Here is a 19,455-nt window from a genome sequence, read left to right as displayed (position 1 = left end):
CCTCACCTTCCGGAAGCCCCCATGACCCTCGGCGACATGCTCGAAGCCCTCGTCCTCGGCCTGCTGGAGGGCCTCACCGAGTTCATCCCGGTCTCCTCCACGGCGCACATATTGCTCGCCGGGCACTTCCTGGGGTTCGAGAGCACCGGGCGCACCTTCGAGGTGCTGATCCAGCTCGGCGCGGTGCTCGCCATCCTCACCGTCTATTTCCAGCGCTTCCTCACTGTGGCCAAGGACCTGCCCACCAATCCGTCGGCCCGGCGCTTCGTCCTGGGCGTGCTCATCGCCTTCCTGCCGGCGGCGGTGATCGGCGCGCTCGCCCACGGCTTCATCAAGAGCGTGCTGTTCGAGACCCCGGTGCTGATCTGCGCCATGCTGATCCTCGGCGGCATCGTGCTCTTGTTCGTCGACCGCATCGTGCCGGCGCCGCGCTACGACAACGCCATGGCGCTGCCGCCGCTGACCGCGCTTGAGATCGGCTTCTGCCAGTGCCTCGCCATGATCCCCGGCGTGTCGCGCTCGGGCTCCACCATCGTCGGCGCCATGCTGCTCGGGGTGGACAAGAGGGCGGCGGCGGAATTCTCCTTCTTCCTCGCTCTGCCCACCATGTTCGGCGCCTTCGCCTACGACCTCTACAAGAACCGCAACGCGCTCTCGCTGGACGACGGGCTGCTGATCGTCATCGGCTTCGTCGCCGCCTTCTGCGCCGCCGTGGTGGTGGTGCGCACGCTCTTGGAGTTCGTGGCGCGCCACGGTTATGCGCCGTTCGGCTGGTGGCGCATCTTCGTCGGCGTCGCCGGCCTGATCGGCCTTTATCTGGTGGGCTGAGGCGGGCCGGGGCTCAGAAGTCGGTGGCGATGCCGCCCACCTCCCAGTCGCCGTAGCGCACCGGCTCGGGGCCGGCGCGCCCGTTCAGCTCCCTGGGGCGGTCCTCGGCCGCGGCGTCGAGGGCGGTGCGCCGCGCCTGCGCTTCCGCGAGCGCGCGCCGGGCCGCCGCGCTCAGCACCTTGCCCGGCGCGGCGCCGGGCGCCATGGGAGCCGCGGGCAAGGGGGATGTTTCGTCGGCCATGGGTCTCGTCCTCGGTCGGTGACGGCGGCGCCGTCCTTGCCGCTCGCCTGGAAGCATGCTAGCGGACGCCCGCCTTCTCAAGGCCACTTTACCAGAGCTTTCAACCCATGGAGACGCGCATGGCGACGCAGAATGGCGGCCCCACCGAGAACAAGGCGCCGTCGCTGAACGTGCTGGCGCAATACATCAAGGACTTCTCGTTCGAGAACCCGAACGCCCCGCGTTCCCTGGTGGCGCCGCAGAGCCAGCCCGACGTCAACATCCAGATCAACGTCAACGCCAAGCCCGGCGCCAATGGCGAGTTCGAGGTGGACCTCAAGATCGAGGGCGGCGCCAAGGTGGACGGCAACACTCTGTTCGCCTTCGACCTCGCCTATGGCGGCATCTTCCGCATCCTCAACATCCCCGAGCAGAGCCTGCAGCCGGTGGTGCTGATCGAGTGCCCGCGCCTCTTGTTCCCGTTCGCGCGGCAGATCATCGCGGACGCGGTGCGCAATGGCGGCTTCCCGCCCTTGATGATCGACCCGGTGGACTTCGCCGCGCTCTACCAGCAGCGCATGCAGGCCGAGATGCAGAAGCACGCGCCGGTCGGCCAGGCCTGAGCGCCGGTCTGGACAGGCCCAGGCTGCGCGGGCAGCGCCCTCTCCCCACGGGGAGAGGGGCCCCCGTCCGGAGCGAAAGCGGGGCCGCGCGATGAGCCCGTGCCACATCCCTTTCCGGCGCGGCGCCGGTTTGACCGCGCCGGCCCGTGTGCTACTCCTCCGCCAAGAACGGACGCATGGCGCAAGGGCAGGTGAGCCCGCCGCGCACTGCAACGACAAGCGGGCAACCGCCGCGGCGTCTTGATCGGGCCTTCTTCCCCTGTCCAAGGCGATGCCATGGGTTCGCGCGTCCCTCCTGCCCTCCCCCCGTCCCGGTCCCGGCCGGCGCGCGCGCCGCGCCGGCGGAGCGCCGCGTCATGAGCGCGGGCGCGGCCTCCGGCCAAAGCGACGGCGCGGCCCGGCGCACCGTGCAGCGCGACGTGCTGTGCCCGTTCTGCGGCCTCGGCTGCGATGATCTGGAGGTGGAGGTGCAGGGCCGCGCGGTGCGGGCGCTCCGCGCCTGCGCCGAAGCCGCCCGCCTGCTGGCGCGCGCCGACGAGCCGCCGCCCCCCTGCCGGGTGGAGGGACGCCCCGTCCCCTTCGAAGCGGCGGTCGCCGCCGCCGCCGGCCATCTGTCGGCCAGCCGCGCCATCGCCTTCGCCGGCCTCGGCGCCGACATGGAGGGCCTCGGCGGCCTCTATGACCTCGCCATGGCGGCCGGGGCGAGCCTCGACCACGCCGCCTCCGGCGGCCTGTTCGCCAATCTCGACCGGCTCGCCCGCAAGGGCTGGATCGCCGCCACTTTGGCCGAGGTCGCGAACCGCTGCGACCTCATGGTGGTGCTCGGGCCCGATCCGACCGCCGCCTTTCCCCGCTTCTTCGAGCGCGCCCTGCCGGCGCCGTCCGCGGTGGCGAGCGACGCGGCGGCACCCATGTTCGTCGACCGCACGCGCCGCCGCCGCGTGGCGGTGCTGGGCGGGACCTTGAGCGCGGCCGGGCGGCGGGCGCTGGCGCCGCACGACGTGGCCGAGATCGCGCTCGACGGCGCCACGCTGCCGGCGGCGGCATCGGCGCTGGCGCTGGCGCTGAAGGGCGGCACGCTGGGCCAGGCCGGCCTGCCGGGCGAGATCGCCGCGGCCCTGTCCGAGCTCGCCGGCCTGCTGGCGCAATCGCGCTATGCGGTGTTCACCTGGGACGCGGCGCGCCTTGCCCCGGCCGATGCGGCGCTGGTGGCCGAGGCCGCCGCCGAGGCGGTGGCGGCGGCAAGCCGCACCACCCGCGCCGCGGTCTTCCCGCTCGGCGGGCGCGACAATGTGGTGGGCGCGCACCAGCTCGCTTTGTGGCGCTTCGGCTGGCCGCTGCGCACCCAAGTGGGGCCCGGCGGCGCGCGCCACGCGCCCGACCTCTACGCCACCCGCGCCGCGCTCGCCGACGCCGACCTCCTGCTTCATGCCAGCGCCCTGCGCCCGGACGCGCCCCCGGCCTTCGCGCGCGGACCGGTGATCGCGCTCGGCCATGCGCAGACCGTGTTCCCGCGCGAGCCGGACGTGTTCATCCCCGTCGGCACGCCGGGCGTCGACCATGCGGGCCACGTCTTCCGCATGGACCAGGTGGTGTGCCTGCCGCTCGCCGGGCTGCGGCCAGCCGCGCTGGCGAGCCTCGCCGAAGCCGCGCGCGCCATCCGCGCCGCGCTGGGAGGCACGCCATGAGCGGCGCAGCCGCGAGCGGGGCTTCCACCAGCGGCGCAGCCGCGAGCGGGGCTTCCACCAGCGGCGCAGCCGCGAGCGGGGCTTCCACCAGCGGCGCGCCCCGGACGCGCATCGCCGGCGGGCGGATCTACGATCCGGCGAACGGCGTCGCCGACCAGGTGGGCGACCTGCTGATCGCCGACGGGCGCATCATCGCCGACGCGCCGCCCGCTTCGGGCGAGACCCGCATCGACGCCGCCGGCATGGTGGTGATGGCGGGCGGCATCGACCTGCACAGCCACATCGCCGGCGGCAAGGTGAATCTCGCGCGCCTGCTCATGAGCGAGGACCGCGCCGCCTTTCCGGAGCCGGAGGGCGCCTTCTGCGGCTGCGGCGGCGGGCGCGCCGCCCCCACCACCCACCAGACCGGCTGCCTCTATGCGCAGATGGGCTACACCGCCGTGTTCGAGCCGGCCGTGGTGGGCGCCAATGCCCGCCATGCGCACCTCGAAATGGCCGACATCCCCAATCTCGACACCGGCGGCTTCCTGGTGCTCGGCAATGACGACTTCCTGCTGCGCCTGATCGCCGAGGGCGAGGGCCAGCAGGCGGTGAACGACTATGTGGCCTGGATGCTGAAGGCGACCCAGTGCTGCGCGGTGAAGATCGTCAATCCCGGCGGCATCTCGGCCTTCAAGTTCAACGCCCGCGCGCTCGACCTCGACGAGGCCGGCCCGTTCTACGGCCTCGCCCCGCGCCGCATCCTCGCCACCCTCCAGCGGGCGGTGACCGAGCTCGGCGTGCCGCACCCGATCCATCTGCACGGCTGCAATCTCGGCGTGCCGGGCAACGTGTCGACCACGCTCGCCACCATCGGCGCCACCGAGGGCTTCCCGCTCCACCTCACCCACGTCCAGTTCCATGCCTATGGCACCGAGGGCGACCGGCGCTTCTCCTCCGGCGCGGCCGAGATCGCCGCCGCCGTGAACGCCAATCCGCATGTCTCGGTGGATGTGGGCCAGGTCATCTTCGGCCAGACCGTGACCGCCTCCGCCGACCTCATGGCGCAATACCGCAACCACCGCCTCGCCCACCCGAACAAGTGGATCGGCATGGACATCGAGTGCGACGCCGCCTGCGGCGTGGTGCCGTTCCAATATCGCGACCAGTCGTTCGTCAACGCGCTGCAATGGGCCATCGGGCTGGAGCTGTTCTTGCTGATCGAGGACCCCTGGCGGGTGTACCTGACCACCGATCACCCCAATGGCGGGCCCTTCACCTCCTATCCGCACTTGATCCGCCTGCTGATGGACAAGGATTTCCGCGACCATCATCTGGGCCGCATCCACAAGGCGGCGCGCGCCCATACGCGGCTTTTGGAGATCCGCCGCGAATACACGCTGGAGGAGATCGCGGTGGTCACCCGCGCCGCCCCGGCGCGCACGCTCGGCCTGAAGGACCGCGGCCATCTCGGCCCCGGCGCGCGGGCGGACGTGGTGCTCTACCGCGACGCCGCCGACCGCGAGGCCATGTTCGCCGCGCCCCATCTGGTGCTGAAGGACGGTGTCGAGGTGGTGCGCGACGGCGCCGTCACGGCGCTGCGCGGCGGGCGCACCTATGCGGTCCACGCGCCCTGCGATCCGATGATGGACAAGCGCCTGGAGCACTGGTTCGACGCCGCCATCGGCCTCAAGGCGAAGCATTTCCGCATCGCCGACGGCGAGATAAGGGGCGGCGCCGGCCCGACCTTGGTGGAGCTTTCGCCATGAGCGGCGGCGGGCCCATGGTCCTCAACGGCGTCGAGATCCGCGACGGCTTCGCCGAGGCCTTCCCCATGGCGGGAACGCGGCTCCTCATCACCGCCGACACCCCGCGCTGGGCGCTCACCGCCGCGCGCAGCATGACCGGCTTCGCCACCTCGGTGATCGGCTGCGGCTGCGAGGCGGCGGTGGAGCGCGAGCTGCTGCCCGCCGAGACCCCGGACGGGCGGCCGGGCGTTTCCGTGCTGGTCTTCGCCATGTCGGTCAAGGATCTGAAGCGCGTGGTGCCGCTCAGGGTCGGCCAGAGCGTGCTCACCTGCCCCACCACCGCCTGCTATGCCGGGCTGGAGGGCGGCCCGGCGATCCCGATCGGCCGGGCGCTGCGCTATTTCGGCGACGGCCACCAGATTTCCAAGCGCCTGTCGGGCAAGCGCATCTGGCGCATCCCGGTGATGGAGGGCGAGTTCGTCTGCGACGAGAGCGCGGGCTGCGTCGCCGCCGCGGTGGGCGGCGGCAACTTCCTCGTCCTCGCGCGCTCGCGCGCCGCCGCGCTCGCCGGCGCCGAGGCGGCGGTGGAGGCCATGGCCGACATCGAGGGCGCGGTGCTGCCCTTCCCCGGCGGGGTGGTGCGCGCGGGCTCCAAGGTCGGCAGCAAATATGCCGGCCTCGTCGCCTCCACCAACGGCGCCTATTGCCCGACCTTGCGCGCGGTGACCGAGAGCGCCCTGCCGGCCGAGGCGGAAAGCGTGCTGGAGATCGTCATTGACGGCCTCTCCGAGGCCGCGGTGGCGGCGAGCATGCGCGCCGGCATCGCCGCGGTGTGCGACCTCGGCGCCGAGGCCGGCATCCTCGCCATCGATGCCGGCAATTACGGCGGCAATCTCGGCCCGTTCCACTTCCATCTGCGCGCCATCCTGGAGGGCGCGCCATGAGCGGCCTGCGCCTCGCCCTGCGCGCGCCGCTCGAGGCGCGGCTCGACTGCTCGGGCCTCGCGCCGGCCGCGCTGTCGGCGCTGTCCGACGATGCGGTGTGCCGCCTGCAGCTCCTCTGCGGCACCCGGCGCACGGCGCTGGGCGAATTGTTCGCGGTGGCGCGCGGGGCGTCGGCGGCGTTGGTCCTGTCGGGAGATCCGCGGCTCGACGGCGTCGGCGCCGGGCTCGCGGCGGGGGAGATCCTGGTGGAAGGCGCCATCGGCGCCGGCGGCGGCCGGGGCATGGCCGGCGGCCGGCTGGTGGTGCGCGGCGATGCCGGCGACGACCTCGCCTCCGGCATGGCGGGCGGGCGCATCGAGGTGTCGGGGGCGGCCGGCGCCCGGCTCGGCGGCCCGGTGCCCGGCGCGCGCGCGGGCATGCGCGGCGGCGTGGTGAAGATCGGCGGCGGCGCCGGGGACAGGCTCGGCGCGCGCCTGAAAGGCGGGCTCGTCCTGGTGGGCGGCGATGCCGGCGCGCAGGCGGCGGAAGGCATGATCGCCGGCACCATCGCATTGGCGGGCGGCCCCGGCCCGCGCGCCGGGCGCGGCATGAAGCGCGGCACGCTGCTGCTCGGGCGGGCGCCGCAGGCGCTCGGGCCGGGCTTCGCCAGCGCCGGCGCCGGGGATTTCGTGATGCTGCTGCTCATCGCCCGGCGCGTGCCGGAGATCGCGGCGCTGTTCGGCGGCGGCCTCACCGGCCGGGCCGAGCGGCTGGTGGGCGACCGCGCCGCCGGCGGCGCCGGCGAGATGCTGGTCCTCAGCTGAGCGCGAGCCGCGCCACCGCCACCGCCGGCGCGCAATCGGCGGCGGCGCCGGCGAAGGCCGCGCCGCCCGCCAGCAGCGCGCCCGCATCAAGATAGGGCCGGCCGGCGCGCGCCGCGAGCCGCGCCATCAGGCCGCGGCCGACGCCGGCGCCCAGCAGCGGCGCGTCCTGCGGCAAACCGGACGCCGCCAGCACCCGCTCGAGGCCGCGCGCCAGCAGCGCGAACTGCGCCTCCGCCGTGGCGGCGGCGAGCGCGCGGGCCTCCTCGATCCCGTCCGGCGCCAGATCCTGCCCCACCATGCGCAGCAGGCGGCGGGCGCTCGCCTCCTCGGTCTTGGCGCCGCCGTCGGCGGCGGGGTGCAGGTCCGCGCCCTCGGGCAGCTCGCCCAAGAGCCGCCAGACGTCGGCGGTGGTGGCGAAGTGCTCCGCCATCAGCGGCACCCAGGCGCCGCGGAACGGCAGCGCCGGCGCGAGCGCCATCACCGAGGTGCGGGCGATGCCGGTATAGACCAGCTCCCCCGCCACCAGGCGCGCTGCGTCCGTATAAGCGAGGGCGCGCACTGCGCCGTCCGCGAACGGCACGAGATCGGTGGTGGTGGAGCCCATGTCGGCGAGGAGGCCCGCCGGCACGAGGCGCGCCAGAGCCTGCGCCGTGGCGTGCCAGTTGGCCGAGGCGATGGCGCCCGCATAGGCCGCCAGATCGGCGGCGCCGACGAAGCCGGAAGGCCCGGCATAGAACAGCGTGCCCGCCCCGAGCCGCGCGGCGAGCGCCGCGCCGAGCGCGGCGACGCCGGTGGCGCGGTCGGGCCACAGGTCCACCAGCTCGCCGGTCATGGTGACGACGGAGCGGGCGTCCGGCACCGGCGGCAGGCCGGCCAGCGCCGCCTCCAGCCGGTCGAGGCCCTGCCAGAGCGCGCAGGGGGCGATGTCGACGCGCGCGAGCCGCCCGTTCGCGCCGAGCACCGCGCGCTTCAGATGGGCGCCGCCCACGTCCCAGCCGATGCGGCTCATCGCAGCAGCACCTCCACCGGCCGGGCGGGCGGCAAATGCGGCAGCGCCGGCGGCGTGCCGGCGCGGATCAGTTCCGGCAGGAAGGCGGCCGGGTTCACGCTCAAAGCGGCGTGCAGGCCCGCATAGGCGGTGGTGATGCGCGGGTTCACCTCCACCACCACCGGGCCGGCGGGGGCGAGGATGACGTCGATGCCGACGATGCCGGCGAGGCCGGGAAACGCCGCCGCCACCTTCCCGGCGAGCCGGGCGAGCGCGCCGTCGGCATCGGCGAGGCCGCCCACGGTGAGGCCCTTCAGACTCATGGCGCCGTCCTCCGCCACCTCGAGGTGCTGACGGTTGACGCTGAGCAGGCGCGGGCCGTCCGGCCGCACCAGGAGGCTGAGGCTCGCCGGGGTGCCGGCGACGAACGGCTGGACGATCAGGCCCGGCGCATCCGGCAGCCGCGCGCCCTCGGCCCACAGGCGGGTATTCTCGCACCCCGCCCCGTCGTCGGGCTTGGTGACGCGCGGCCAAAGCAGATCCTGCGGCGCCGCGCCGGCGGCAAAGGTCGGGATGTGCGGCAGGCCGGCGGCGGCGAGGCGACGGGCGGTCTCGCGCTTGCTGGCGCAGGCCTCCACCGCCTCGAGGCCGCTGGCGATCAGGCGCGCGCCGCCGCGCCCGAGCCGGCGGATCATGGCGGCGAGCAGGCCGCCGGTCTCCGGCGCCACCGGCCAGATGACGTCCGCCCGCGCGGCGAGCGCGCTCCACGTCGCCCAGGGATCGGCCCCGGCCGCAACCGGCACCGACGCCGCGAGCGGCGGCGCCAGGCGGTCGTCATGGGCGACCATGAGCTCGCGCACGCCGGGCAGCACCGCGAGGTCGGCGAGAATGGCGTCGCGCATCGCCGTGCCCTCGGGCAGCAGGGTTTCGGGCAAAGCGGCGCCGCGCAGGCCGCCCGAGGTCACGAACTCGCAGACGAAGACGCGCATGCTCAGATCCTTCAGGCGGGCGCGGGCAAGGGCGCGGGGACCGCGAGCCGCGCGGCCAGGGGCTCGGCCATGTCGCGCCCGGTGGCCTCGAACAGCCCCTTCCAGGCGGGCATGGAATTGACCTCCAGCACGAACAGGCGGCCGTCTTTGTCGGCGATGATGTCGACCCCCGCATGGTCGGCGCCCACCGCCTGCGCCGCCTTGACCGCGAGCAAGCCGAGCGCGCCGTCCGCGGGGACCGCCGTGCCGGTGGCGCCCTGGTGGATGTTGGTGATCCACCCGGTGCCGCGCCGCGCCATGGCGGCCTCGGCGCGCCCGCCGACCACGAACACCCGGAAATCCTCCGGCGCGGCCGCCGCCACGAAATCCTGCAGGTAATACACCGATCCCACCGCCTGCGGCGCCGGCAGCACGGCTTTGGGCGCAAGGCGCGCGAGGCCGCGCCCCTGGGCGCCGAACAGCGGCTTCAGCACTGTGTCGCCGGGCGCCGCGTCGATCACCGACTGCGCCGCCTTGAGGTCCTCCAGCACCAGCGTGCGCGGGGTGGGCAGGCCGGCGCGGGCGATCAGGAAGGTGGTGGCGCTCTTGTCCACGCAGCGCTCGATGGCGCGGGCGTCGTTCGTCACCGACACGCCCAGGGCCGAAAGCGCGTGCAGCACGCCGAGGCGCAGCGTCACCTGCTCGAAGCTGCCGGCGGGAACCGAGCGCACGAAGCAGGCGCTGGGCAGCGTGTCGCCGAAGCCGGGCAGAAGCAGGCCGTGGGCGGTCTCGCCGACGGCAAAGCCGCAGGCCGCGAGCGACAGGACGCGGCCCGCGCTCCCGCGCCGCTTCAGGGCCGCCAGCAGCCGGCGCACGTGCCAGTCGGCGCGCTCGGCGAACACGACGACCCCGCCCTCCTGGCCGCCTTTGCGGCCGCCGGTCCGCGCGCGCGCCATCTCAGCCGCCGAAGGAGCGCGAGAGCAAATCGGGCGCGAAGCCGCCGGCGGTGAAGGTGGTCCCGTGGTCCAGCGCGGTCACGCTCACGTGCGCGGGCGAGAACAGCATGGGGTCCACCTTGTAGAAATCGCAGCCATAGCCCTGGAACACGTCGGCGAATGGCCGGCCGTGGTCGTGCGAGGCGCTGGAGGGCAGGCGCCGGGCGAGCTCGCGCGCCGCCGCCGCCGGCCCGGTGACGAACAGCTGCACCGCGCCGCCGTACAGCACCGCGTCGTTGGTGCGGCCCATGGCGGTGAGGAAATCGGGCGAGGGCGGCGGCAGCGGCGCGCTGGCGAGCCCGTCGACGATGCGCTCCAGGGGGAAGTTCAGCGCGTGCGCCTTGTGCAGCGCCACCTCGAGCGTGCGGGCGACGATCTGCACCGTGCCGGCAAGCGAGGCGGTGGGGGTGAGGATGAGCGTGACCGCCGCTGCCGGAACGCCGGCACGGGCGGCGATCTCGGCCACCACGGTTTCCGGCGGCATTTGGCCGGTTTCCAGCACCAGGGTCACGGCGTCGCCTTCATCGGCATAGCCGAGCGCCGCGAACAGCGGCTCGACGCGGGCCACCGCCCGCCCCGGACCCGAGCCCAGGGCAAAGAACCCCTCCGCCGACAGGCTCCAGCCGGCATACTGGCTGGCGAGGCAGGCGAGCACGGGGTCGGTGCTCGACACCGAGACCAGAGTGGACCAGGGCGGGAACCGCTCGCAGGGCGACAGGGCGACCCGGCCGAGCCCGCCCATGGCGATCTCGGCGATGCGCCGGCCGGCCTCGATGCCGCCGCGCGCGGCGATGCCGGCATCGACGATGCGGGCCCCCGATGGGCTGCGCGCGACGGACAGGCGCAGGGCGGCGGCGTCGGCGATGAGCGCCGCCACCAGCGGGCGCACGCAGGCGCACAGGCTCGGGCGGGCGATGCCGGGAGGATCGGAGCCCGGAGGCGGGGTGCTCGATCGGGCGGTCACGGCGCCTCCTCAGGCGAGCTCGCGCGCCAGCGCGAAGATGGCGCCGAGGTCCAGGTAGAGGGCCCGGCTGGTGGTCCGCAGGCGCTGCAGCAGCATGTGCTGGACGCGGTATTTGAGGTCGCCGATGGCGAGCGGGCCGATCCCCACCCCGGCCCCGTGCGCCAGCGCCGACCCGTCGTCATAGGCGCCGATGCCGGCGATGCCGGACGGGGGAACCGCGTTCACGTCCGCGGCCACCAGCAGGCGGCCGGCGGTGGCCAGCGCCGCCGCCGGGAGGATCTCCACGCCCGCGCGCCCGGCGCTGAGCACCACCTCGCTGCCGGCGAGCAGCATCGCCTTCTCGGCGTCGCTCTCCGCGGCGTCGCAGGCGAGGTCGACACCGAAGCGCTGCTTGAACTCGGCCGCCTTGAGCTCCACCGCCATCAGGCCACGATGGCTCACCAGCGTCACCCTGGCCCCCGCCTGCGCGGCGATGATGGCGGCGATGGAGCCGATGATGCCGGTGGCGCCGAACACCTTCACGTCCGCCCCCTGGAGGCCGCCGTGGCGGGGGCCGGACAGCTGCTTCTCCACCTTGGCGATCATCGCGGCGGCGGTGGTGAAGGCGCCGGAGGGATCGGGAAAGATCGAGATCTCGAACGGCGGGAACAGGGCCGCGCGCGCCGCTTCCGCCATGTCGAGGGCAAGGCTCGCGTCGCGACCGCCGATGAACAGGCCGGTGCGGGGGGCGGCCTGGGGCGGGCGCGAGAACATCATGTCCTGCGTGAGCCCGCGCACCTCGTCCAGCGTCACGTGGGGGTAGGGCGCCACGTTGGCATAGCCGGCGTCGAACGCCATGTTCACGTCGAACGGGCTGACCTGGGTCAGCGGCGAGATCATGTGCAGGACAGGGGCGTGGTCCGCCATTCGGGATGCTCCAGTTGGGGGAGGCATCGGCGGGTGGCCGCGCCGCGACCCGGCAGGTCACGGCACGGCGGTTTCAACCCCGCACCAGGTGCGTTCAGGAGCCGGCATCGCCCAGGTGCGGGCGGTCCCGGTTCGGTGCCCGAGGGGGGTCAGGCGGCGAAGGGGTGCTTGGCCTTGTCGCGCTCGGCGGTCACGGTCGCCGCGGTGGGCGTGCCGGCGACCGCGCGCTCGATCGCGAGCTTGGTGGCCTCGTAGTTGAACTGCTGGATCTTGGCGTCGTCCGCCGCCTCCCAGTGGATGAAGACGCCGACGCAGATGAACACGTCGTCGGCCTCCGCCATGGGGATGGTGCCCTCGGCGACGCAGTCCTGCACCGCCTTGGCGACGCCGTACTGGGCCGGGCCGAACATCTGCACCGCCTGGCGCGCGTCCTTCATGGTCACCTTGTTGAACATCACCGTGTTGGGCTTGCACGGCAGGTTCGGGGCGATCACCGCCAGAAGCGAGGTGAAGCCATCCTTGTTGTTGGTCAGGCTGGTGCAGAACGCGGTCTCGACCGCGCTGCCGCGCGGGCCGATCAGGAGGTCGATATGGGCGACCTCGTTGCCCTCGCCGACCAGCGCCTCGCCCACCAGGACCTTGGAAATCTTCGCCATCTTCAGCCTCCCTCGTCGGATGGATCCATGGGTGGCCGCCGCCGGAAACGGGCAGCGGTTCCACGCCGCCTATCCTTGTTGCAGCGTCCGGCGGGGAGGCCGGACCGGTTCGCCAGATAGCGCGGCCGAACCTAGCCGAGCCACCTGCCGCCAGCAAGCGGGGCTGCGGCCGGCCGGAGCGGCAGCGCAGGGAAAGCGGGCCCCAGCGCAGGGGGCGTCGCAGGCGGCGCGCCTCGGGCCGGGCGCGACAGCAGAAAACGCGCCGGCGCGCGCCGCGCGGTCGCCTCTTGCAGCGGAAGGCCACGCTTCCCATCCTAATTGCGACGATCCGGCGCAAGGCCGGATTGGTGGAGGAGGACGATGAACCACCTGAAGACGGCGATCCTGCTGGCGGGCATGACCGCGCTGTTCATGGGCGTCGGCTACATGATCGGCGGGCAGGGCGGCATGATGATCGCCTTCCTGGTCGCCGCGGCGACGAACATCTTCAGCTACTGGAACGCGGACAAGATGGTCCTGCGCATGTACGGCGCGCGCGAGGTGGACGACCGCACCGCCCCGCAGCTGGTCTCCATGGTGCGCCAGCTGGCGCACAATGCGGGCCTGCCCATGCCCAAGGTCTACATCATGGACAACCCGCAGCCCAACGCCTTCGCCACCGGCCGCAACCCGCAGAACGCGGCGGTCGCCGCCACCACCGGCCTGCTGGAGATGCTCACCCCCGACGAGGTGGCGGGCGTGATGGCGCACGAACTGGCGCACATCAAGCACTACGACACCCTCACCATGACGTTGACCGCCACCATCGCCGGCGCCATCTCCATGCTGGCGAACTTCGGCATGTTCTTCGGCGGCGGCCACAATCGGGAGGGCGGCAGCCCGTTCGGCGCCATCGGCACCATCGCCATGGTGATCCTCGCCCCGCTCGCCGCCATGGTGGTGCAGATGGCGATCTCGCGCTCGCGCGAATACGAGGCGGACCGGGGCGGCGCCGAGATTTCCGGCAACCCCATGGCGCTCGCCAGCGCCCTCGGCAAGATCTCCGGCGCCGCCCACCAGGTGCCCAATTACGAGGCCGAGGCCAATCCCGCCACCGCGCACATGTTCATCATCAATCCCCTGTCTGGGGCGCGGATGGACAATCTGTTCTCCACCCATCCGGCGGCGGAGAACCGCATCGCCGCGCTCGCCGAGCTCGCCCGGCGCATGGGCGCCGGCCGCGGCGGCGCCCGCCCCGCTCCTGCCGGCCCCGCCCCGCGCGGGCCCTGGGGCGGCCAAGGCGGCCGGCGCGGCCCCTGGGGGTGAGGGGCGCTCTTCCGCAAGCGGCGGCACGGCGCCAGGTCCCGCCAAAGGCGGCGCCCCTCCCCCTAAGGGGGAGGGGGTAGCGCGCCGAAGGTCGAGCGGAGGCGCAGATGCGATGCTCCCGCCCACAATCAGGCGCGGGCTTTGGAGACGGCGTGCGAGCCGCCCCCCTTTTCCTGTCGAAGGCCCGACCTTCCGCGCTGACACGGCGGCCCGCGCCCTTTAGCCTCGCCACCCATGACCGCCCACGCGCCCGCCCCACCTTCCTCAGCCCCGCTCGCCAAGGCGGAGGAGGCGCGCGTCACGCCGATGATGGCGCAGTACCTGGAGATCAAGGCGGCGAACCCGGACAGCCTCCTGTTCTACCGCATGGGCGACTTCTACGAGCTGTTCTTCGCCGACGCCGAGGCCGCCTCGCGCGCGCTCGGCATCGTGCTCACCAAGCGCGGCAAGCATCTGGGCGAGGACATCCCCATGTGCGGGGTGCCGATCGAGCGGGCGGAGGAATATCTCCACAAGCTGATCGCGCTCGGCTTCCGGGTTTCGGTGTGCGAGCAGCTGGAGGACCCCGCCGAGGCGAAGAAGCGCGGCCCGAAGAGCGTGGTGCGGCGCGACGTGACGCGGCTCGTCACCCCCGGCACCCTCACCGAGGACGCGCTGCTCGACGCGCGGCGCGAGAACGTGCTCGCCGCGCTCGCCCGCACCGGCGCCTCGGGCGCGGACTTCGCCTACGCCGTCGCCTTCACCGACATGTCCACCGGGGCGTTCCGGGTGATCGCCACCGGCGCCGAGGCGCTGGCCGGCGACCTCGCCCGCATCGACCCGGCCGAGCTTCTGGTCTCCGACGCGCTCTATGAGGACGCCGAGCTGAAGGCGATCCTGCGCGAGCTGCCGGCGGTCACGCCTTTGCCGCGCGCCTCGTTCGACGGGGCGAGCGCGGACAAGCGCCTGTCCGCCTTCTTCGGCGTCGCGGCGCTGGACGGCTTCGGCGCCTTCACCCGCGCCGAGCTGATCGCCGCCGCCGCGGTGGTGGCCTATGTGGAGCGCACCCAGCTCGGCGCGCGGCCCGTGCTCGCGCCGCCGCGCAAGGAGGCGCCGGGCGATGTGATGGCTATCGACGCCGGCACCCGCGCCAATCTGGAGCTGGTGCGCACCACCTCCGGCGAGCGGCGCGGCTCGCTGCTCCACGCGGTGGACCGCACGGTGACGGCGGCCGGCGCGCGGCTGCTGGCGCGGCGCATCGCCGAGCCGCTCACCGACCTTGCCGCCATCCGCGCGCGCCACGACGCGCTCGATTTTCTCGCCGCCGACGGCGGGCTGCGGGCCGATCTGCGCGCCCGCCTGTCGCGCGCGCCCGACATGGCGCGCGCCCTCACCCGGCTCGCGCTCGCCCGCGGCGGGCCGCGCGACCTCGCCGCCGTGCGCGACGGGCTTTCCGGCGCGCTGGACCTTGCGGCGGTGTTCGGCGCCGCGCCGCCGGCCGACCTCGCCCGCGCCGCCGCCGCGCTGGCGGCGGTGGATGCCGCGCTCGCCGCCCGCCTCGCCGCGGCGCTCGCCGAGGAGCTGCCGGCGCACCGGCGCGACGGCGGCTTCGTCGCCAAGGGCTATGACGGCGACCTCGACGCCACCCGCGCCTTGCGCGACGAGAGCCGGCGCGTGGTGGCGGCCCTGGAGCGCCGCTATGTCGAGGAGACCGGCGTCAAGTCCTTGAAGATCCGCCACAATGCGGTGCTGGGCTACTTCGTCGAGGTGACCGCCCAGAACGCCGACCGGCTGCGCGAGCCGCCGTTCGCCGCCGTGTTCGTGCACCGCCAGACCATGGCCGGGGCGGTGCGCTTCTCGAGCGTCGAGCTGGGCGAGCTGGAAAGCCGCATCGCCTCCGCCGGCGAGCGGGCGCTGGGCCTGGAGCAGGCGATCTTCGATCGGCTCGCCGCGGAAGTGGTCGCGGCCGCGCCCGCCATCCGCGCCGCCGCCGAGGCGCTGGCCGAGCTCGACGTCGCCGCGAGCCTCGCCGAGCTCGCGGTGTCCGAGCGCCATGTGCGCCCGCGCATGGAAGAGGGGGCCGCGTTCCGCATCGAGGGCGGGCGGCACCCGGTGGTGGAGCAGGCGCTCGCCCGCGACGGCGGCCCGTTCGTGCCCAACGATTGCGACCTCTCCCCGCCCGAGGGCGAGGCCGAGGGGCGCATCGTCCTCGTCACCGGGCCGAACATGGCGGGCAAGTCCACCTTCCTGCGGCAGAACGCGCTGATCTGCGTGCTCGCCCAGGCGGGGGCCTTCGTGCCGGCGCGCGCCGCGCGCATCGGCGTGGTGGACCGCCTGTTCTCCCGCGTGGGGGCGGCCGACGACCTGGCGCGCGGGCGCTCCACCTTCATGGTGGAGATGGTGGAGACCGCCGCCATCCTCAACCAGGCGACCCGTCGCTCGCTGGTGATCCTCGACGAGATCGGCCGCGGCACGGCCACCTTCGACGGCATGTCCATCGCCTGGGCGAGCCTTGAGCACCTGCACGAGGTGAATGGCTGCCGGGCGCTGTTCGCCACCCATTTCCACGAATTGACCGCGCTCTCCCAGCGCTGCCGGCGGCTCGTCAACGCCACGGTGAAGGTCACCGAGTGGCAGGGCGACGTGATCTTCCTGCACGAGGTGGTGCCGGGGGCGGCGGACCGCTCCTACGGCATCCAGGTGGCCAAGCTCGCCGGCCTGCCGGCGCCGGTGATCGCCCGCGCCAAGGCGGTGCTGGCGGAGCTGGAGGCGGCCGAGCGCGCCTCGCCGGCGCAGAAGCTGGTGGACGACCTGCCGCTGTTCGCGGCCCTGCGGCCGGCGGCCGCGGCGCCGGCGCCGCCTGCGGGGCCCGACCCGCTGCGCGCGGCGCTCGCCGGCCTCGATCCGGACGCCATGAGCCCGCGCGACGCGCTGGAGGCGCTCTACCGCCTCAAGGGGTTGGCGGACTGAACTGCGGACGTGTCCCCCCGCCCCCGCTCATTGCGGACGTGGCTGCTGGGGCGGCGCCTGCTGCTGCTGCTGCTGCTGCTGCTCCGGCGTCGGGCGCGGCAGCAGCTCGCCCCAGGCCGAGAAGGCGTCGCTGAACGCCTGGTCGCCCGGCTCGCCCTTCTCCAAAGTGATCAGCGCGCGCTTGCTGTTGGAGAACACGATCGGCACGTCGATCCACGGCGAGAATTGCAGCAGAGCGAGGTTGCGCTGCTTCTCCGCGGCGCCGGGCGAGAGGCCGACCAGGAACAAGGTCGGGTTCACCTTCACCGAGAGGCCCGCGAGCGGCGTGCCGCGCGCCTGCGGATTGGGCTTGGCGGCGATCAGCGGCACGCTCGCCACGTCGCCGAACGGGAAGTCCTTCGGCAGCGAGAACGACACCTCGACCGTGTGGGAGGCGGGCAGCGTCTGGTCGGTGTTGCGCCGCAGGATGAAGGCCATGGCGATCTGGCGCTCGGGGATGGTGACCTCGCCGCGCACGCCGATGTCGGGCGGCAGGCCGGGGCCGGCGCTCACCGTCTCGGTCTTCCAGGTCACCGTGCCGTCGAAGCTCTGGGGCTGGCCGCCGCCCGGGCTCTCCTCCAGCAGCACCGCGCGCTGGGCGGTGCCGGAGGCGGCGCGCGGGGCCGCCGTGCGCCGCGCGCCGTCGCTCGTGGGCGCGACGCGGTCGGCGCTCTTGGGGGCGTCGGAGGCGGCGGAGGGCGCGCTTTGGTCGCCGCCGAGGAGGAGATGGCGGTTGACCACGGCGAGGGCGGCGCCGCCCAGCACCACGCCGGCCACCAGCACCCACAGGATCAGCTTCTGCCACGAGCCGCCGGACTCGCCCCGGCGCGCCTTGCGCTTGGCGCCGTTGGCCCCGTTGGCGGCGCCGCGGCTGCGCACCTCGCCCCGGCGCAGCGCCGGGCGCGGATCGCCGCCGGCCTCGGCCGCCTCGGTCTCGTCGTCCTCGTCCTCGTCCTCGGCCGGACGCGGGCGCGGCGGGGGCGGCGGGGGCGGCTCGCGGCGGCGCGGCTCGGCGCCGGGCGCGTCGGGGGCGCCGTCGTTCGCCGGCGCGGCGCGCGGCGCGATGCGGCGCGGCTCGCTTTGGGCGGGCGGGCGCAAGGCCGGCGGGGTGGCCGGCGGGGCCGGCGCGGCCGCGTCGGCGGCGGGCGCGTCCGCATCCGGCGGCGCGGCGAAGTCCGCCTCCACCCGGCGGATGGCGTCCTCCAGCGACATCCGCTCGCGGGTGATCTCGCCTTCCGGCAGCGGCGGGTCGACGCTGCGCAGCTGGCGCAGCAGCGTCGCGCGGGCGCGGTCATAGACCGCGCGGCGGCTTTCGGCGCTCTTCTGCGGCAGGCTCGAAACGGCGCGAGCCAGAAGCGGGAAATAATCGGCCATCGGGACTTTGCTTCGCGTTCCGTGGGCGGCCCGGGATCAGGCCTGGAAAGGATTATGCACCAGTATGGTGTCGTCGCGCTCCGGGCTTGTGGACAAGACCGCCACGGGGCAGCCGATCAGCTCCTCCACGCGGCGCACATATTTCACCGCCTCCGCCGGCAGATCCGCCCAGGACCGCGCCCCGGCGGTGGAATCCTGCCAGCCTTCCATGGTCTCGTAGATCGGCTCGGCGCGTGCCTGCGCGCCGCTCTCCGCCGGCAGGTGGTCGATCTGCCTGCCGTCGACGGTGTAGCCGACGCAAACCTTCAGTTCGGTAAATCCGTCCAGCACATCGAGCTTGGTCAGAGCGATGCCGTGGATGCCGCAGGTGCGCACGGTCTGGCGCACCAGCACCGCGTCGAACCAGCCGCAGCGCCGCGGCCGGCCGGTGACGACGCCGAACTCGCGGCCCTTCTCGCCGAGCGTCTTGCCGACCGCGTCGGTGAGCTCGGTGGGGAAGGGGCCGCCGCCGACCCGCGTGGTGTAGGCCTTGGTGATGCCGAGCACGTAGTCGAGCGCGCCGGGGCCGATGCCCGAGCCGCTGGAGGCCGCCCCCGCCACGGTATTGGAGGAGGTCACGAAGGGATAGGTGCCGTGGTCGATGTCCAGCAGCGCCCCCTGGGCGCCCTCGAACAGGATCTTCTTGCCCTCGCGCCGGGCGCGGTCGAGCAGCTCCCACACCCGGTCCATGAAGGGCAGCACCAGGGGGGCGATGGCGTTCAGCTCGCACACCAGGGTCACCGCGTCCACCTCGGGCACGCCGAGGCCGCGGCGGATCAGATTGTGGTGGGCGAGCAGCCGCTCCACCTTGCCCGGCAGGGTCGAGGGATCGGCGAGGTCCACCAGGCGGATGGCGCGCCGTCCCACCTTGTCCTCGTAGGCGGGGCCGATGCCGCGCTTGGTGGTGCCGATGCGCGCGGTCTCGGTGGTCGCATTCTCGCGCAAAGCGTCGAGCTCGCGGTGCAGCGGCAGGATCAGCGGCGTGGTCTCGGCGATGCGCAGGCGCTCGGGGCCCACCTCGACCCCCTGCGCGGCGAGGCGCTTGAGCTCGTCCACCAGCGCCTGGGGATCGAGCACCACGCCGTTGCCGATCACCGAGAGCTTGCCGGGGCGCACCACGCCGGAGGGCAGCAGCGACAATTTATAGGTGACGCCGCCCACCACCAGCGTATGGCCGGCATTGTGGCCGCCCTGGAAGCGGACCACCACGTCCGCCTGCTCGGAGAGCCAGTCGACGATCTTGCCCTTGCCTTCGTCGCCCCATTGCGAGCCGACCACGACCACGTTGGCCACGGGGTGGAGCCTCCTCGAAGCGGCGCGGGCCTTCGCTTGGCGCCGCGCGCGACAAAACAAAGCCCCGGCGCTGGTCCGGGGCGTTTAGCTGGCGTCTTACGGGATCGGGGCGCGGGAGGCAAGGTTCGGAGCGCGTGGGGTGGTGT

Annotated in this window: 17 protein-coding genes; 8 read left to right on the top strand and 9 right to left on the bottom strand. The window is 73.9% G+C overall.

What is annotated here, in order from left to right; all coding sequences use genetic code 11:
- Positions 1–21 precede the first annotated feature (21 nt).
- Positions 22–828, top strand: coding sequence for an undecaprenyl-diphosphate phosphatase (locus tag ABLE88_RS14515; protein WP_348832401.1), 807 nt, complete (start codon positions 22–24; stop codon positions 826–828).
- Between the two features lie 13 nt (positions 829–841).
- On the opposite strand, the gene ABLE88_RS14510 is transcribed toward ABLE88_RS14515, so the two are convergent.
- A complete protein-coding gene (locus ABLE88_RS14510; RefSeq protein ID WP_348832400.1) occupies positions 842–1,069 on the bottom strand; it encodes a DUF1674 domain-containing protein in 228 nt (75 codons plus the stop codon).
- A gap of 119 nt (positions 1,070–1,188) precedes the next feature.
- On the opposite strand from ABLE88_RS14510, the gene secB reads away from it, so the two are divergent.
- The 5 genes from secB (at position 1,189) to ABLE88_RS14485 (ending at position 6,833) form a co-directional block, all read left to right on the top strand.
- Positions 1,189–1,671 (top strand): protein-export chaperone SecB, encoded by a 483-nt coding sequence (secB, locus tag ABLE88_RS14505; protein WP_348832399.1) that lies wholly within the window; start codon positions 1,189–1,191, stop codon positions 1,669–1,671.
- 356 nt (positions 1,672–2,027) lie between these two features.
- Complete coding sequence (locus tag ABLE88_RS14500) at positions 2,028–3,359, top strand: molybdopterin-binding domain-containing protein (RefSeq protein ID WP_348832398.1); 1,332 nt, start codon at positions 2,028–2,030, stop codon at positions 3,357–3,359.
- The gene (locus ABLE88_RS14495; protein WP_348832397.1) at positions 3,356–5,107 is read left to right on the top strand and encodes a formylmethanofuran dehydrogenase subunit A; all 1,752 of its coding nucleotides are present in this window, start codon (positions 3,356–3,358) and stop codon (positions 5,105–5,107) included. Before ABLE88_RS14500 ends, ABLE88_RS14495 begins: the two co-directional genes overlap by 4 nt.
- A 14-nt stretch (positions 5,108–5,121) precedes the next feature.
- Positions 5,122–6,030, top strand: a complete 909-nt coding sequence (gene fhcD, locus ABLE88_RS14490; RefSeq protein ID WP_348832564.1) for a formylmethanofuran--tetrahydromethanopterin N-formyltransferase — start codon at positions 5,122–5,124, stop codon at positions 6,028–6,030.
- Positions 6,027–6,833: a formylmethanofuran dehydrogenase subunit C gene (locus ABLE88_RS14485; RefSeq protein WP_348832396.1), complete on the top strand. Its 807-nt coding sequence runs from the start codon at positions 6,027–6,029 to the stop codon at positions 6,831–6,833. The genes fhcD and ABLE88_RS14485 overlap by 4 nt, the downstream gene beginning before the upstream one ends.
- Here the strand turns inward: ABLE88_RS14485 and ABLE88_RS14480 are convergent.
- The 6 genes from ABLE88_RS14480 to fae all read right to left on the bottom strand — a co-directional run bounded on the left by ABLE88_RS14480 (position 6,826) and on the right by fae (position 12,310).
- Positions 6,826–7,842, bottom strand: a complete 1,017-nt coding sequence (locus ABLE88_RS14480) for a hydantoinase/oxoprolinase family protein (protein WP_348832395.1) — start codon at positions 7,840–7,842, stop codon at positions 6,826–6,828. The two genes, ABLE88_RS14485 and ABLE88_RS14480, sit on opposite strands and share 8 nt — an antisense overlap.
- On the bottom strand, positions 7,839–8,810 hold the full coding sequence (locus ABLE88_RS14475; protein WP_348832394.1) for an ATP-grasp domain-containing protein: 972 nt from the start codon (positions 8,808–8,810) through the stop codon (positions 7,839–7,841). Before ABLE88_RS14475 ends, ABLE88_RS14480 begins: the two co-directional genes overlap by 4 nt.
- A gap of 11 nt (positions 8,811–8,821) precedes the next feature.
- A complete protein-coding gene (locus tag ABLE88_RS14470) occupies positions 8,822–9,745 on the bottom strand; it encodes a RimK family alpha-L-glutamate ligase (protein WP_348832393.1) in 924 nt (307 codons plus the stop codon).
- Between the two features lies 1 nt (position 9,746).
- Positions 9,747–10,700: a methenyltetrahydromethanopterin cyclohydrolase gene (gene mch, locus ABLE88_RS14465; RefSeq protein ID WP_348832563.1), complete on the bottom strand. Its 954-nt coding sequence runs from the start codon at positions 10,698–10,700 to the stop codon at positions 9,747–9,749.
- Between the two features lie 57 nt (positions 10,701–10,757).
- Entirely contained in the window at positions 10,758–11,654 is an 897-nt protein-coding gene (locus ABLE88_RS14460) for an NAD(P)-dependent methylenetetrahydromethanopterin dehydrogenase (protein WP_348832392.1), read from the bottom strand.
- A 149-nt stretch (positions 11,655–11,803) separates the two neighbouring features.
- Entirely contained in the window at positions 11,804–12,310 is a 507-nt protein-coding gene (gene fae / locus ABLE88_RS14455) for a formaldehyde-activating enzyme (protein WP_348832391.1), read from the bottom strand.
- A gap of 360 nt (positions 12,311–12,670) precedes the next feature.
- Here fae and htpX point away from each other — a divergent pair, with 360 nt between their 5' ends.
- Together htpX and mutS are read left to right on the top strand one after the other, a co-directional pair.
- The gene (htpX, locus tag ABLE88_RS14450) at positions 12,671–13,615 is read left to right on the top strand and encodes a zinc metalloprotease HtpX (protein WP_348832390.1); all 945 of its coding nucleotides are present in this window, start codon (positions 12,671–12,673) and stop codon (positions 13,613–13,615) included.
- Positions 13,616–13,849: 234 nt separating this feature from the next.
- A complete protein-coding gene (gene mutS / locus ABLE88_RS14445; RefSeq protein ID WP_348832389.1) occupies positions 13,850–16,564 on the top strand; it encodes a DNA mismatch repair protein MutS in 2,715 nt (904 codons plus the stop codon).
- Positions 16,565–16,591: 27 nt separating this feature from the next.
- Here the strand turns inward: mutS and ABLE88_RS14440 are convergent, their stop codons facing one another.
- On the bottom strand, positions 16,592–17,977 hold the full coding sequence (locus tag ABLE88_RS14440) for a hypothetical protein (RefSeq protein ID WP_348832388.1): 1,386 nt from the start codon (positions 17,975–17,977) through the stop codon (positions 16,592–16,594).
- A 36-nt stretch (positions 17,978–18,013) separates the two neighbouring features.
- Positions 18,014–19,309: an adenylosuccinate synthase gene (locus tag ABLE88_RS14435; RefSeq protein ID WP_348832387.1), complete on the bottom strand. Its 1,296-nt coding sequence runs from the start codon at positions 19,307–19,309 to the stop codon at positions 18,014–18,016.
- Between the last annotated feature and the right edge of the window lie 146 nt (positions 19,310–19,455).

The organism is Xanthobacter luteus (assembly GCF_040049235.1).
GTDB lineage: Bacteria > Pseudomonadota > Alphaproteobacteria > Rhizobiales > Xanthobacteraceae > Xanthobacter.
This window is presented reverse-complemented; position numbering and strand designations above follow the sequence as displayed.